This is a genomic window from Lysobacter sp. Root667 (genome assembly GCF_001427715.1).
Classification (GTDB): Bacteria; Pseudomonadota; Gammaproteobacteria; order Xanthomonadales; family Xanthomonadaceae; genus Lysobacter.
The window spans coordinates 148,499-160,627 of the sequence record NZ_LMHF01000013.1; the positions used below are offsets into that span (position 1 = coordinate 148,499).

The 12,129-nt window shown below is 68.2% G+C and carries 21 protein-coding genes; 5 read left to right on the top strand and 16 right to left on the bottom strand.

Annotated elements, in window-relative coordinates; all coding sequences use genetic code 11:
- Nucleotides 1-92 precede the first annotated feature (92 nt).
- From ASD78_RS13425 to ASD78_RS13490, 15 genes are all read right to left on the bottom strand, one after another.
- The gene (locus ASD78_RS13425) at nucleotides 93-704 is read right to left on the bottom strand and encodes a 3'-5' exonuclease (RefSeq protein ID WP_056102199.1); all 612 of its coding nucleotides are present in this window, start codon (nucleotides 702-704) and stop codon (nucleotides 93-95) included.
- Nucleotides 705-788: 84 nt separating this feature from the next.
- Nucleotides 789-1,160: a Gp49 family protein gene (locus ASD78_RS13430; protein ID WP_056102202.1), complete on the bottom strand. Its 372-nt coding sequence runs from the start codon at nucleotides 1,158-1,160 to the stop codon at nucleotides 789-791.
- A 136-nt stretch (nucleotides 1,161-1,296) separates the two neighbouring features.
- Entirely contained in the window at nucleotides 1,297-1,944 is a 648-nt protein-coding gene (locus ASD78_RS13435; RefSeq protein WP_056102205.1) for a hypothetical protein, read from the bottom strand.
- Nucleotides 1,945-2,037: 93 nt separating this feature from the next.
- Nucleotides 2,038-3,051, bottom strand: coding sequence for a hypothetical protein (locus ASD78_RS13440; protein ID WP_056102208.1), 1,014 nt, complete (start codon nucleotides 3,049-3,051; stop codon nucleotides 2,038-2,040).
- Nucleotides 3,048-4,004: a PD-(D/E)XK nuclease-like domain-containing protein gene (locus ASD78_RS13445; protein ID WP_056102210.1), complete on the bottom strand. Its 957-nt coding sequence runs from the start codon at nucleotides 4,002-4,004 to the stop codon at nucleotides 3,048-3,050. The genes ASD78_RS13440 and ASD78_RS13445 overlap by 4 nt, the downstream gene beginning before the upstream one ends.
- Nucleotides 4,005-4,006: 2 nt before the next feature.
- Nucleotides 4,007-5,140 carry a hypothetical protein gene (locus tag ASD78_RS13450; protein WP_056102212.1) on the bottom strand — a complete coding sequence of 378 codons (1,134 nt, stop codon included), beginning with the start codon at nucleotides 5,138-5,140 and terminating at the stop codon, nucleotides 4,007-4,009.
- Nucleotides 5,137-5,364 (bottom strand): hypothetical protein, encoded by a 228-nt coding sequence (locus tag ASD78_RS13455; protein WP_056102214.1) that lies wholly within the window; start codon nucleotides 5,362-5,364, stop codon nucleotides 5,137-5,139. The genes ASD78_RS13450 and ASD78_RS13455 overlap by 4 nt, the downstream gene beginning before the upstream one ends.
- Nucleotides 5,361-6,164: a hypothetical protein gene (locus tag ASD78_RS21560; RefSeq protein ID WP_235566500.1), complete on the bottom strand. Its 804-nt coding sequence runs from the start codon at nucleotides 6,162-6,164 to the stop codon at nucleotides 5,361-5,363. Before ASD78_RS21560 ends, ASD78_RS13455 begins: the two co-directional genes overlap by 4 nt.
- 2 nt (nucleotides 6,165-6,166) lie before the next feature.
- On the bottom strand, nucleotides 6,167-6,394 hold the full coding sequence (locus tag ASD78_RS20130) for a hypothetical protein (protein WP_082575623.1): 228 nt from the start codon (nucleotides 6,392-6,394) through the stop codon (nucleotides 6,167-6,169).
- On the bottom strand, nucleotides 6,391-6,591 hold the full coding sequence (locus ASD78_RS13465; protein WP_056102216.1) for a hypothetical protein: 201 nt from the start codon (nucleotides 6,589-6,591) through the stop codon (nucleotides 6,391-6,393). The genes ASD78_RS20130 and ASD78_RS13465 overlap by 4 nt, the downstream gene beginning before the upstream one ends.
- Nucleotides 6,588-7,034 (bottom strand): hypothetical protein, encoded by a 447-nt coding sequence (locus tag ASD78_RS13470; RefSeq protein WP_056102219.1) that lies wholly within the window; start codon nucleotides 7,032-7,034, stop codon nucleotides 6,588-6,590. The genes ASD78_RS13465 and ASD78_RS13470 overlap by 4 nt, the downstream gene beginning before the upstream one ends.
- A complete protein-coding gene (locus ASD78_RS13475) occupies nucleotides 7,031-7,447 on the bottom strand; it encodes a hypothetical protein (RefSeq protein WP_056102222.1) in 417 nt (138 codons plus the stop codon). The genes ASD78_RS13470 and ASD78_RS13475 overlap by 4 nt, the downstream gene beginning before the upstream one ends.
- A gap of 135 nt (nucleotides 7,448-7,582) precedes the next feature.
- On the bottom strand, nucleotides 7,583-7,870 hold the full coding sequence (locus ASD78_RS13480) for a hypothetical protein (RefSeq protein WP_056102225.1): 288 nt from the start codon (nucleotides 7,868-7,870) through the stop codon (nucleotides 7,583-7,585).
- Between the two features lie 7 nt (nucleotides 7,871-7,877).
- Nucleotides 7,878-8,072, bottom strand: coding sequence for a hypothetical protein (locus ASD78_RS13485; protein ID WP_056102227.1), 195 nt, complete (start codon nucleotides 8,070-8,072; stop codon nucleotides 7,878-7,880).
- 97 nt (nucleotides 8,073-8,169) lie between these two features.
- Nucleotides 8,170-8,712 (bottom strand): hypothetical protein, encoded by a 543-nt coding sequence (locus tag ASD78_RS13490; protein ID WP_056102230.1) that lies wholly within the window; start codon nucleotides 8,710-8,712, stop codon nucleotides 8,170-8,172.
- A 114-nt stretch (nucleotides 8,713-8,826) separates the two neighbouring features.
- Here ASD78_RS13490 and ASD78_RS13495 point away from each other — a divergent pair, with 114 nt between their 5' ends.
- Nucleotides 8,827-9,084, top strand: coding sequence for a hypothetical protein (locus tag ASD78_RS13495; RefSeq protein ID WP_056102234.1), 258 nt, complete (start codon nucleotides 8,827-8,829; stop codon nucleotides 9,082-9,084).
- Between the two features lie 10 nt (nucleotides 9,085-9,094).
- Here the strand turns inward: ASD78_RS13495 and ASD78_RS20780 are convergent, their stop codons facing one another.
- Nucleotides 9,095-9,271, bottom strand: a complete 177-nt coding sequence (locus tag ASD78_RS20780) for a hypothetical protein (RefSeq protein ID WP_156087751.1) — start codon at nucleotides 9,269-9,271, stop codon at nucleotides 9,095-9,097.
- A 125-nt stretch (nucleotides 9,272-9,396) separates the two neighbouring features.
- Between ASD78_RS20780 and ASD78_RS13500 the strand changes: the two genes are divergently transcribed.
- The 4 genes from ASD78_RS13500 to ASD78_RS13515 are packed head-to-tail and all read left to right on the top strand — an operon-like array spanning nucleotide 9,397 to nucleotide 12,129.
- A complete protein-coding gene (locus ASD78_RS13500) occupies nucleotides 9,397-9,723 on the top strand; it encodes a hypothetical protein (RefSeq protein WP_235566501.1) in 327 nt (108 codons plus the stop codon).
- Nucleotides 9,723-10,007, top strand: a complete 285-nt coding sequence (locus tag ASD78_RS13505; RefSeq protein WP_056102242.1) for a hypothetical protein — start codon at nucleotides 9,723-9,725, stop codon at nucleotides 10,005-10,007. The genes ASD78_RS13500 and ASD78_RS13505 overlap by 1 nt, the downstream gene beginning before the upstream one ends.
- Nucleotides 10,004-11,287, top strand: a complete 1,284-nt coding sequence (locus ASD78_RS13510) for a site-specific DNA-methyltransferase (protein ID WP_056102244.1) — start codon at nucleotides 10,004-10,006, stop codon at nucleotides 11,285-11,287. Before ASD78_RS13505 ends, ASD78_RS13510 begins: the two co-directional genes overlap by 4 nt.
- Nucleotides 11,284-12,129, top strand: coding sequence for a YdaU family protein (locus ASD78_RS13515; RefSeq protein WP_056102247.1), 846 nt, complete (start codon nucleotides 11,284-11,286; stop codon nucleotides 12,127-12,129). The genes ASD78_RS13510 and ASD78_RS13515 overlap by 4 nt, the downstream gene beginning before the upstream one ends.

The following is a 12,129-nucleotide window of genomic DNA, read 5'->3' on the forward strand; positions in this document are numbered from 1 at the left end:
TCCTTTGCGCCACGGCGATCGCGGGCTGCGGACTTTCCGCTCGGCGCATGCGATCGCGCGTTCGCGGTCGGTCGTGGTGGCGGTGCGTTGGCTCATGCCGCTACCGCCTGCCGGTCCCTGACGGCCCAATAGACGGCGAGGCAGCCGTCGACGTCGACCATGGCGTTGTGCGCTCCGTCCAAGTCGCGGCCGGTGAAGAACTTGTGCGCCTCGCTGAGACTGGCCGTCTTGAACTTGTTGAAGCCCGCGCGGAGCATCTTCTCGGTCGGCGGCAGCTGGACGATCGGGGTCGCCTGTTGGGCGGTGCACTCGGCGCGGCCGGCCTTCCACAGGTCCGACGCCGCTTCCTCGCCGTAGCGCTTGAGGCCGATGCGGATGATCCGCGCATCGAACTGTTCGTTGTGGCCCACGCGCAGCGAGCAGGAGGCCCAGGCGTCGAGCAGGAGGCCCAGCGCCTGGCGCTCGGGAATGCCTTCGTCGAGGGCACGCTCGGTGGTGATGCCGTGGATCGCCGCGGCCTCGTCGGGAATGACCCAGCCGTCCGGCTTGATGATGACGTCGACGGCGTCGAGCACCTCGCGCGTGCGCGGATCCACGACCTTGAAGGCGAGCTGCACCAGGTGCGGCTGTCGCGGGTCCTCGCTCGGTTCCTTGAACAGCGGCAGGCCGGTCGTCTCGGTGTCGTAAAACAGGGTGTTGTCCATGTGCCCTCCCGGGCGTTGTAGGTGGCGCGCCGGCGGCGGATCGGGATCGGGGGAGGGGCGATCACGCCGCCGGCGGCCGTAGGGTTACGGGCTCTGTTGCGACAGCTCGTGCAGCGCGTCGCGCAGGCGGAATCCCAGGAGCGGCCAGATCTTCTCGACTGCCTTTTCGCGTGCGATGCGACGGCCGATCTCGGCGTCGAAGTTCTCCGGACTGGCGCAGGCGCTTTCACTGGTGACGGTGAAACCGTTGCTCAGCTGGATGACGCAGATGGTCAACAGCTGGGTATTGCCCAGCAGCCAGCCTTGCCCCTCGTGGACGGCGTTCTTGCCTTGGATGGCGTCGCTCGCGATGAAGTAGTGGACGCTGCGGATCTCCGCGGCGACGTCCTCCGGCGTGATGCGCGGCGCGGTTTTGCCGGCGGCCTGGATTTCTTTCTCGATCTGCTGGTCGGGCATTGGTGTTGCTCCTTCGTTGGGGATGGCGTCGGCCTCTGCCGGCAACCGGTCCGCGGCGCGCTTAGCAGCCCGGGCTATCCGGGTCGTTTACCGGGCATTGCGCGCCGCGGTTTCGCGGCAGAGGCCGACATAAGGGTTAGGCCGCGGCGCGGTCGCCGGCGGCCTGCTGGTCATCGGCGTTGCCGATCGCCGCGAGGCGTTCGCTCTCGGCCGCAGCGTCGTCGTCGCTGTCGTCGTCGGCGGCGCTGTTGCGCGCGCTGTCGGCCGCTTCCTGCTCGTCCAGCAGGTCAGTCTGCGCAGACGCTTTCGGCGGCAGCAGCGAGATCTCGACGGTCTCTTTCACCTGGAAGTGCAGCTTCCCGGACTCCTCGGGCGAGACCTTGACGCGCGCGTTGAAGGTGACGTCGACGGTGCCGCCTTCGAGCGCCTTGAACACGAACGCCGACAGCGTCACCTCCTCGAACTCCATCGGCTTGCGGATGCCGGCGCCGCTGCCGATCTGCAGCGTGTAGCCCGGGAACTTCTCGTCCAGGTGCAGCGGTTCGAGGTGCGGGTGCTCCAGCGCGGTCAGCCCGTTTTCGAGCAGGCCCGGCTGCTCGCCGGTCTCGGCCTTGCGGAACAGGAACGGGCGGAACTTCGGGTTGAAGGCGTCGAGCAGCACGTTCGGCGCCATCATGTGGAACTTGAGGTCGCCGACCTTCACGTGCTGCTTGCCGTGCTTCTCGGTGGTGGCGTTGTAGTTGGTGACGTCGGCTTCGACGGAATCCAGGGCGAACTGGGACACGGTGGTTACTCCTCTGGGTGGAAGGTGGCGCCCGGCCGCAGCGCGGCGGCTCACGGTTGCCGCTCTCACAGGCGGCGGCCGGGCACCGTGGGCTTAGGTGGCGCTGAGTTCGTCGCGCCGCTTCACGTACAGCTCGGTGAGCGCAGGGCGGTCGGCCTCGGGAAGCGCGCGGATCAGGTCGGCGGCCTCGTCGAGCTTGTCGACGTCGGCGGCGCCAGCAATGGCGTCGTGCACGCTCTGGGCGGTCGGGCCGTCGTCGACGGGTTCGGCCTTCTTCTTGCGCTTGTCCATGGCCGCGGCCATGCCGGCGACCGCGTTTTTGCTGGTTGGCGCCGGCACGGCGGCCTCGGGCTCGTCGGTGGCGAACGCGGCCTCAGGCGTAACCGAGCCATCGCGGATCGCAGTGCGCAGGCCCGTCAGCAGTTCCAGTTCCGCGAGGCCGATGTCGTCGATGCCAGCGACGTCCAGGCGCGCACAGACCTGCGCCGGCGTGACGCCGACGGTCTGGAACCACGACAGCGCCTTCGCGCGACGATCGACGAGGGTGGTCACGTCGCCGATAGCGACCTGGCGCGCGGCCTCGTAGATGGGGAGCCAGAGCGCCTTCGGCACGCCCTTGAGCACGGCGTTACGGTGCGCGATCGACGACGCGGCATTGCCGGTGACGCCGATCATGTCGTCGCTAAACCGGCGGCCGCTCTTGTTGGTGATCCGCCGCCGGACCTCCATCGTCGTTTTCGCGTTCTTCTCGAGGTCGTGATAGACGCCCTGGGCAACGATGAAGCCACCTTCTTCGGCGACAACGCGTGCGCCGGCGATGTTGTTGCCGAAGCTGTGGGCGACCACCTCGGCGAAGCGGGCAGAGGGCCCGGTCATGGTCTTGCCGTCGCGCGGTAGCGCGTAGATGCAGGCTTCGGCCATGTCCGCGTTCAGCGTGACCAGTTCGGTCGCCTCCTTGATGAACTTGGTGACGCTGCGCGGGAACGCGTGCGCGGTCGCGATCTGGCCGTCGATTTCGGCGCGACTGATCGCGACGATCGTCGACGTGTCCGGAATCGACACCTCGCGCTCCAGCAGTTCGGCTTCGGGTTGGCGGGGTGCGTTCATGCGGCTTCGTCCTCGGCGTCGTAGTGGCCGTAAGCGGGAATGGAGATCGACGTCATCGTCGTGGTGTAGCCCGGCCAGCGGCCGGTCTTGAGGCAGCGGTCGAGCTTGCGCAGCGAGCGCTGGCGAATGGCCCAGCCGCGCTCCTCGGTCGGCGCGTCGGCGTGCCAGGAGGCCGCGACGTGCGGGCGCCGCTTCTCAACCGGGAAGAATCCGAAGCTCTTGAGCGGGTAGCCGCAGGCGCGGAAGCCCTCGCAGTAGTGCGCGGCCTGGACGTGGTAGCGGTGGGCGACCATCGCGCGCCCGAACGCCTCTTTCGATGCGGAGAGGCACGACTTCGCGTCGCCACCGAAGCGCAGGTCTGGTTCGAACAGGTCGGCGCGCGCTTTGCACAGCACGCCCGTTTCCTCGTCCACCCAGCGCAAGGTCACTTCTTTGGCGCAGGCATCGATCAGCTCGCCGATCTTCATCGTCGGGCAGCCCGGGAAGTCGGGGAACTCCATTTCGTAGGCGCGCAGCGACGTCGCCATCGCGAGCGCGAGGTCGTATTCCTTGCGCACCAGCAGTTCGCGCGACCCCCGCACCTGGTCCCACGCGCGCCACCAGTCGATCGCCCGCAGCGTTTCCATGCTCGGATTGCGGGCGTTGATTTGCTTCTCGGTGGGCTGCCGCGGTGCGTCGTCCGGCAGCAGCAGGTAGCGATCGCCGAACTGCTCCGGCTCGAGGGTCGCGCAGTGGAAGGCGCGGCCGAAGCGCAGGGCGTCCGACTCCTCGGCGTCCGCCGCCTTCGGGTCGGTGACCCAAAAGTGGTAGTGCTTCGGCGAATCGACGTCGAGCACGGTCAGGCCCGAATTGCTGGCCTCCTCGAGCTTCCGGGTGTAGTACACCTCCGGCGGCTCGTCGTAGAAGATCCCGACGCGCGGGGCCTCGGTGATCGCGGGGGCTGCGGCGTTCATCGTTAAGCCGCCTGCGCCTTGCGGCCGGTCTTGCGTGCCGGCGCCGGCGTCGCCTTCGCGGGCTTCGCCTCGCGCGCGATCGCCGCATCGAGCGTCAGCGTGACGATGTGGCTGCCCTGGCCCAGGTCGCGCAGGTAGGCGACGGCCGCGACTGCCGCGTCGGTCAGCTTCGTGGTCGCGATGCGCTTGGCCTCGGCCTTCGCCAGCTCCTCGGCCTTCTGCCGTTCCAGTTCCGCACGCTCTGCGGCCAGGCGGTCGCGCTCGGCGGCCTGTTCCTTGGCGATGCGCTCCTGCTCGGCGCGACGCTCGGCGTCCTCGCGCTCCTGCTGCTCGCGGGCGGCGTCGGCCTGGCGCTTGCGCTCGGCCGCGGCGGCTTCGTCTTCCTGCCGGCGGCGCTCGGCGGCGGCACGCTCCTCGGCTTCCTGGCGCTCGCGCGCTTCCTTCTGCTGGCGGTCGAGTTCGGCGCGCTCAGCGTCGAGCCGGGCCTGCTCCTCGCGCTGGCGGCGCTCCTGCGCCTCGCGTTGGGCGCGCAGCTGCTCCGCGATCGCCTCGTTCTTGAGCGCGTGGTCGAGGATTTCGTGCAGCTTCGCCAGAGAGGCGTTGCGCGCCTCGACGGCGTCGGGCAGGTGTGCGCCCCATTCCTCGGGGTCGAAGCGCTTCGTTTCGAGGTCATGGATGGCCTGCTTCACGACGCTGGACGGCGCCGACATGTGCTCCAGGGCGAAGCCCTTGAGCGAGTCGATGCGGCGCTGAATCTCGGCCAGGCGCTCGCGCTCGCGGCGCGCGGCTTCCTCTTTAGCCGCCTCGAGCACACGCTCCTGCGCCTTGATCTGCTCGTCGATCGGCAGTTCGAGTTCCAGAATCGCGGCCGTGATGCGGCTGGCTTCCGCGTCGAGCAGGCGCCCACGGTCCAGCAACGGCGCCTTCAGTTCCTTGCGGCGGTTTTCCAGCGTAGTGCGCAGCTTGACCAGCCCGAACCGGGAATCGCGGGCCAGCTTCATCCCGGTCGGCGTGGTGCAGTCGAACGTGGCGTTCGCCAGCTGCTGCCGCAGCGCGGCGAGACCGGCCTCGGTTTCGCTGTACTCGGCAACGGCGGTGGTCGTGGGGTGCAGGACTTCGGATGCGGCGGCGTTCACTGGTGAGGCTCCTTGTAGGGCGCGACGCGGCCGGCAACGGTCGCGGCGGATTGGCGGAAGTAGGCGTCGCGCTGAGCGAGCAGGCCCTTATCGGGGTCCTGCGGCTTGTCAGCCGGCAGCGGCGCGGTGATGGCGGAGGTAGGCGTCGCGCCCCGATAGGTGCGCTCGACCATGTGGCGCGCGAGACGCACCACCGCGTGCGGATTGCGCACCACGGCGGTCACGGCTTCGCCTCGACGAACTTGTGGTTGTCGTCCAAGCGGTACGGCACGCTCGGCTTGATGCCCTTCTCGCCGACGTAGGCGATTTCCGTGCGGTAGCGATCTTTCTTGGCGTCGTACCAGCGGATGCGCAGCTCGCCCAACTCGCCAGCCGTCGCCGTGCCGCKGWCGCCAGCCGTCGCCGTGCCGCTGTAGCCAGCCGTCGCCGTGCCGCTGTCGCCAGCCGTCGCCGTGCCGCTGTCGCCAGCCGTCGCCGTGCCGCKGWCGCCAGCCGTCGCCGTGCCGCGGACGCCAGCCGTCGCCGTGCCGCTGTAGCCAGCCGTCGCCGTGCCGCGGACGCCAGCCGTCGCCGTGCCGCGGACGCCAGCCGTCGCCGTGCCAAGCGCGCCGACGTGCGCGGTTTGGTTGTCGCCCACCAGCAGCGACGCGCCGATGCAGTTCTCCGACTTGGCGCGCTCGTCGTTCGCGAGCAGATACGCAGCGGCGCCGGTCTTATCGCCCACAAAGCGCACGACGGCGCGCGGGAACTTGACCTTGCCGCCGAGCATCACCAGGTCCGCGACCGCGACCTCGAGCACCAGCCACTTCGCGTCCGGGTCGCCCCAGAAGTCGACGCAGCCGTGGTCGCCGGCGCCGTAGAGCCAGCCGTGCAGGCCGTTGCCGCACTTCTGAGCGGAACTCCAGTCCGGCGCCTCGACGGTCGCGCCGACCTCGCTCGGCCACTGGAACCTGTTGTGACTGGTCAGGTCCGCACGGCAGCAGCGCAGCACCAGGGCGGTCAGGGATTCGTTTTCGTTGGTCACGGTCAGTCCTTGGCCGCGACTGCGCGCGGCGTGTCGTGGTTGGTGAGGATCAGGAGGAGGGTGGTCGCCAGCAGCAGGCAGACGACCGGCACGAGGTCGCCGCAGACCAGCGCCCAGGCGAGCGCAGCGATCAGGGCGTAGGAGAGGGCCATCGCGGCGTAGTCGCGCCACGTCCAGCGCTCAGCCAGCTCGACGCCCTCGCGCGGCTCGCGTTCGATCTGGGCGGTCATCGCTGCGCCCCCAGTTCGAACAGCTGGCGCGCGTGTTGCTCGATGACGTCGGCCTCGCCGAAGAAGGCGCTCAGGTCGTAGGCGATCGCGTTCCCGCAAGCCTCGCGGTGCTTGTTCTCGGCCTCCATGCCCAGCACGCGGGCCTGGGCAGCCAGAACAAGGGCGAAGTGGCCGAGGGCGTCCGGGGTGATGTTCATTCGGCACCGCCGGCGCGGGCGAGGGCGGCGTCAGTGCGGACGGAGGCTTCTGCCAACTTGCGCTCGGAAACGACATGCGCGCTGCCGAAGGTTTCGCTGTGTCGAGCCGCGAGGCGGCGCTCTTCGCGCAGTGCCGCGATCAGGTTTGCCACGGCTACCGCCACGACTTCCCATTGCTCTGCTGAGCCAATGATCTCGGGGTGAAAATCGGCTTGCTCGCGCAAGAACGCTGCTATGTCCAACTCGGACGGTTCGGCCAGACTCGGATACAGGGGGGCGGTCCGCGCTTCACCGGCGCGCGTGTAGCGGCGCGCACGCTCGACCACGTCGCGGTCGGCGATCGTGTTTTCGTTGACGTCGACGATGCCCTTGTCGCGCTCGGGCGGCACCGGCGCGGGGATCGTCGCGAGGTTCGGCAGGTAGTCGAAGCGGGACGAGGTCATGACTGCATCCCCTGCAGGCGATCCGCAAGCCAGTCCGCGCTGCTCGCGCGGCACTCGTTCGCCGCCTCCGTGGCACCCTCGTTGGCGTCCTCAATGTCGACCAGGACCTGCGCCTCGGCCGCATCCTTCAGATGCCGGCGCAGCTGCTCGCGCAGGTCGACGAAGTAGCGGGCGGCCTTCACCTCGAACGTCGCCGGGTCGGCCGTCAGCACGCGCGCCAGGTCGGCGGAGAACAGCGTGTAACGCCCGCTCGAACCGTGGTCGCTGTTCGCGGCCAGGTCGTCCAGCGCCTCGGCGACGCTGTCGTGGTCGTCCAGCCACTCGGCCAGCTTCGCGTCGATCAGCTCGGTCGGCGGCTCGGGCTCTGCGGCGTCACCGGCGCAGGCCTTCCAGAAGTCGTAAGCGGTAGCCATTCCCATCCCCTTTCGGGAAAGCCTCATGTCGAGGCGATGGGATATGTTTTACCAAAACGGGAAAGTCAATGGAATACCGAAACGGTAAAATCCCGACGAACGGTCGCTAGGCGCCCGGGTTGCGCCCTAAGGGGGTCAGCAGTCGTATCGGGCGCAGATGGCGTCCAGGCGCGCTTCGACAGCGTCCGCGCGGGCGCCTGCGGCATCTGCTTGCGCCTGCGCTGCATCGGCGGCGCGTTGAGCCAGCTCAGCGGCTTCCTTGGCCTCCGACGCCTCGCTCTCGGCCGATTCCGCGCGCTCCAAGGCGTCCTTGGCGTTCGCGTTGGCCTGGTCGACTTCATCCGCCATTTCGGTCAGTGGAGACGAGCAGGCCGCAAGGGCAGCGGCCAAGGCGACGGCTGCGACGATCCTGGTCACGTGCATGGGTGTCTCACTGGCAGATGGAGCGGAGAAGGCCCGCTTCCTCGAGGCTGATCCCGTCGGCGAGGCACTCGCGCGCGTGGTCAAGGCTCCGGTGCAGGGATACGAGGCCTTCGTCGTCGAGCTGCTCGACGCCGGCGAGGCCGAACGTTGCTTGATCGACCAGCACGCGCAGTCCGTAGCGCCGTGACAGGTGGCCGATCATCTTCAGGTGGGAATCTCGAGTGATGGAATCCAGGCCACGAGGGGCCGGGGAGGGCGGTTGCACTGGGGCTTGGCGCACAATCCGCAATTGCGGCGGATCAGGCGGCACCCTTTTTCCGATGCTGGCCTCGATCAGTGCCACCAGCCTGTTCACCTTCGATTCGTCCATCTTTTCGCCCTTCGCGTGCTAGCACCAGATCCGCGACCACGGCCCCGAACGCGGTCTGCGCTTCGGGGTCATCGGGCGGCATGGCTACCAGCTCGGCGTAGGCCTCAACGAACAGCGCGGCGTGTTCAGGCTGCGCAGGATCGAAGACCGTGTTGTTCCGCCGGCGGAGCACGATCTGCAGAGCCCGGGCCGTGGTGGCGACGCTACTGGCGTCCAGTCGCTCACGATGAGAACTGTGAACTAGCGCGCTTTGGGGTTCAGATTCGGACCATTGCGGCTGGTCCAGCCAGCCGTGCGGCTTCTTCAGGGCGCTCTCGATCGAGCGCGCCAGGCGATCACCGATCGCTTTCCCCCCGCGCCATTGGCTGACCTGGACCTGCTCGCGCTCGACGGCCTTGGCGAAAGCCGCGGTGCCGCCGTAGCTGTCGATCAGCCAGTCGATGTTCCGTGCCCGAACCTGCTTGTTATCCATCTGGGCATGGTCAGGGGCACCGTTCGTCGGTGGAATGACCAAAAAGGGAAAATCCGGCTTGCTGGTACTTTCCCGAAACGGTAAAGTCAGGGGCGTCTCCCCAATCGCACCCCCATGGACGCCAAGACCTACTTCACCGAACGAGACGGCAAGGTCACCCGCGACGGCGCAGAGCTGGTCCGGGTCGCTACCGAGTGCGGAGTCACCCCCGGATTCCTGTACCTGGTGGCCCTCGGCCACAAGTCGGCAAGCCCGCGGATGGCCTGCGACCTCGAGCACGCAACCGGCGGCTTCGTCGACCGACGCGACACCCTGAAGGATTTCCCCTGGGACAGGCCCGTCCAGCCCGCAAAGGGCGAGGCCGCGGCCTGACGTGGCCGTTTCACTTTCCACGCTTGAGCACCAGCACGTCTGCCGGCTGCGGCGGGCGGGGGAGGCGCTCGGGCTGGCGCAGCTGACGGATATCGACGCCGCCGCCCGGAGTGCGGGTGACCGCGAAGGCGTTGCCGCACATGCGGGTGAGTTCGATCACCTGGGCTTTCGGTCTACCTGATTTCAACGGCTCGGCTCCGCAAGGGGTCGGGCCTTTTTCACACCCGACAGGGGGAACCAATGGGAACGCCTCATCACCATGCTTCCGCTCAGCTCTCGCTGACGTTCGAGCATGGAATCGGTCAGCGGCATATGAGCCTGCGCGACTGCATGGCTACGGGTGTGTATCAGCGCGGCCTGGGCCGGATCGCCGGGCAGATCGACATGGCCCCGTCGAAGCTGTCGGAGAAGCTCGCCGGCGGCACCGATCGTAAGCGCGACATTGGCCTCGACGAGTTCGAGGACTACCTCGCCAAGACGGGCGACCTGTCGCCGATCCACTACCTGGTCGACAAGTACCTGCGCGACCCGGCGCTGCAGCAGCAGGAGGCCCTGGCGAAGCTGGCAGGCCTGGCCGAGACGCTGCCGGCACTGCTGGCCGCGGCCGGGCTCAACACGAAGGCGGGGAGGGCGCGCTGATGGCCGTCCGAATCTGCCAGCCCACCGGCAAGCGCAAGTACAAGCGCCACCAGCAGGCCGCCGCAGTCATGGCGAACGCCCAGAAGAAGTCGCCCGAGGGCGTCAGGGTTCCGCGCAGCTTCTACCAGTGCGCGCACTGCGGCCGCTGGCACCTGACCAGCTACGAAGCCGAAGAGACGCGACAGCTGCAGCAGGCGCGCCGTCGCCAGGAGCGGGAGCGCCGCGAGCACGTCAACCGCAGCGGACGACAGGGCCGGTGCGCGGCCGGGAAGGTGGGCGAATGATCCACATCGGCGACTGCCTGGAAGTGATGCGCACCCTCGCAGCCGACAGCGTAGATGCGATCGTCACTGATCCTCCCTACGGCATCGGCTTCATGGGTAAGGCCTGGGACGGGCGCGCGATCGTCGAGCGCTTCGAACAGCGCGATTCGACCCATGAGGGCCGGCGCCGCAATGGGCTAGCGTCCGCCGCCGGCACTTACGACCTTTCTCCTGCCGGAATGAAGGCGTTCCAGGAGTTCAGTGCCGCCTGGGCGCGTGAGGCGATTCGTGTCATGAAGCCTGGCGCGCACGCGGTCGCTTTCGCTTCGCCTCGCACCTTCCATCGTCTCGTTTGTGGGCTGGAAGAGGCGGGCTTCGAAATCCGCGACACCCTCATGTGGGTGTTCGGATCTGGGTTCCCGAAATCGAAGAATCTCGACGGCGACCACGAGGGCTGGGGTACCGCACTCAAGCCAGCCTGGGAACCGATCATCCTTGCACGCAAGCCGCTCCGCGGGACGGTCGCAGCGAACGTAGCGGCTTTCGGTACCGGCGCACTGAATATCGATGGCTGCAGGATTCCCACCAACGGGGAGGTGGTTTTCCAAGGCTCCGGTGGCATTCCATGTCGTCATGATGAGCGCGTACCGCGTAGCAGGGCTGGCGAGGCCAGCGCGAACCGACGCTATGCAGACCGTGGTGGCACGGACTTCGCAGTCGCGCCAGGGCCTCGCGGTGGCGACCCTGGCGGGCGATGGCCAGCGAACGTGCTCCATGATGGGAGCGATGAGGTTGTCGCAGGGTTCCCGATCACCTCGAGCGGCCAGCCTTCAGGACTGAAGGCTGGCGGGCAGGGCAACGCGTTCGGCCTCTTCGCTGGCGGCATACCGGTGACTGGCTTCGGCGACGCAGGGAGCGCGGCTAGATTCTTTTACTGCGCAAAGGCTGACCGGGCGGACAGGAATGACGGCTGCGACGGACTTCCGTTGCGGCCGTCTGACATGGTCTCGAACACGAGCGGCCAGCACCTGACGCGTCGTGACGGCGGGGCGCCGGCACCAGCAGCAAATCACCATCCAACGGTTAAGCCGACCGCGCTCATGCGCTGGCTTTGCCGGCTCGTGACGCCGCCAGGCGGCCTGATCCTTGATCCATTCACCGGCAGCGGGAGCACCGGGCGGGGGGCTATCGCTGAGGGTTTCCAGTTCGTCGGCATCGAGCTGGACCCGGAATACGTCGCGATCTCCGAAGCGCGCATCCGCGCCGTGCAGCCTGGGCTCTCGCTTGGGAGCGTCGCGTGAACTACGTCGAGCTCCACATCGGCGACTACGAGACCGCGACCGCGCATCTGACGGCCTGCGAGGACGGCATCTACGGCCGCCTGCTGCGCCGTTACTACTCGACCGAGGCGCCGCTGCCGCTCGAGCTGAAGGCGGTGCAGAGGCTGGTCCGGGCACGTACGCGCGACGAGCGCGAGGCCGTACAGACGGTGCTCGATGAGTTCTTCCAGCAGTCCGACGACGGCTGGCGGCACAAGCGCTGCGACGCCGAGATTGCCCGCTACAACGAGAAGCGCGAGAAGGCTCAGCGCAGTGCGAACGCACGGTGGAACGGGTCCGGTCGCAATGCGAACGCATCACCGGACGCAATGCGAACGCATAGCGATGGCAATGCTCACCAGTCACCAGTCACCAGTCACCAAGCAAAAGCGGATTCATCGCACGCCGACTCCCCCAAGCCGGCGCCGCCAGCGCGGCAGCCGACCGACGCAGGGCGCGCGTGCCTGCTCATGCGGCAGGCCGGATGCCCGACCACGAACCCGAGCCATCCCCACCTGCTGGCCGCTCTCGGCGAGGGCGTGACGCCCGAGACGCTCGGCGACGCTGCGGCCGAAGGCGTCGCGCTCGGCAAATCAAACCCGTTCACCTGGGCCATTGCGACGGCGCGCAGCCGGCACGCGGAAGCCCTGAAGCAACCCACCGGAGGCACCCATGCAACGCGCAGCCACAGCGGCCGCAACGGCGGCCAAAGCCTTGCGGACCGATCAGCAGCAGTCCACGACGATCGCACCGCCGGACGATCCGAACCCGCGCCCGGCGCCGGCGACGTCCTCGAGGGAACCGCAACCCGCGTCGCGCCTTGA

Excerpts from the sequence above, each read along its gene's own strand:
- ASD78_RS13440 (WP_056102208.1), bottom strand. The coding sequence starts at position 3,051 with ATGAACGCACCCCGCCAACCCGAAGCCGAACTGCTGGAGCGCGAGGTG.
- ASD78_RS13465 (WP_056102216.1), bottom strand. The coding sequence starts at position 6,591 with ATGAACATCACCCCGGACGCCCTCGGCCACTTCGCCCTTGTTCTGGCT.
- ASD78_RS13480 (WP_056102225.1), bottom strand. The coding sequence starts at position 7,870 with ATGCACGTGACCAGGATCGTCGCAGCCGTCGCCTTGGCCGCTGCCCTT.
- ASD78_RS13475 (WP_056102222.1), bottom strand. The coding sequence starts at position 7,447 with ATGGCTACCGCTTACGACTTCTGGAAGGCCTGCGCCGGTGACGCCGCA.
- ASD78_RS13505 (WP_056102242.1), top strand. The coding sequence starts at position 9,723 with ATGGCCGTCCGAATCTGCCAGCCCACCGGCAAGCGCAAGTACAAGCGC.
- ASD78_RS13425 (WP_056102199.1), bottom strand. The coding sequence starts at position 704 with ATGGACAACACCCTGTTTTACGACACCGAGACGACCGGCCTGCCGCTG.
- ASD78_RS20130 (WP_082575623.1), bottom strand. The coding sequence starts at position 6,394 with ATGACCGCCCAGATCGAACGCGAGCCGCGCGAGGGCGTCGAGCTGGCT.
- ASD78_RS13495 (WP_056102234.1), top strand. The coding sequence starts at position 8,827 with ATGGACGCCAAGACCTACTTCACCGAACGAGACGGCAAGGTCACCCGC.
- ASD78_RS13510 (WP_056102244.1), top strand. The coding sequence starts at position 10,004 with ATGATCCACATCGGCGACTGCCTGGAAGTGATGCGCACCCTCGCAGCC.
- ASD78_RS13445 (WP_056102210.1), bottom strand. The coding sequence starts at position 4,004 with ATGAACGCCGCAGCCCCCGCGATCACCGAGGCCCCGCGCGTCGGGATC.
- ASD78_RS13500 (WP_235566501.1), top strand. The coding sequence starts at position 9,397 with ATGAGCCTGCGCGACTGCATGGCTACGGGTGTGTATCAGCGCGGCCTG.
- ASD78_RS13490 (WP_056102230.1), bottom strand. The coding sequence starts at position 8,712 with ATGGATAACAAGCAGGTTCGGGCACGGAACATCGACTGGCTGATCGAC.
- ASD78_RS13485 (WP_056102227.1), bottom strand. The coding sequence starts at position 8,072 with ATGATCGGCCACCTGTCACGGCGCTACGGACTGCGCGTGCTGGTCGAT.
- ASD78_RS13430 (WP_056102202.1), bottom strand. The coding sequence starts at position 1,160 with ATGCCCGACCAGCAGATCGAGAAAGAAATCCAGGCCGCCGGCAAAACC.
- ASD78_RS13470 (WP_056102219.1), bottom strand. The coding sequence starts at position 7,034 with ATGACCTCGTCCCGCTTCGACTACCTGCCGAACCTCGCGACGATCCCC.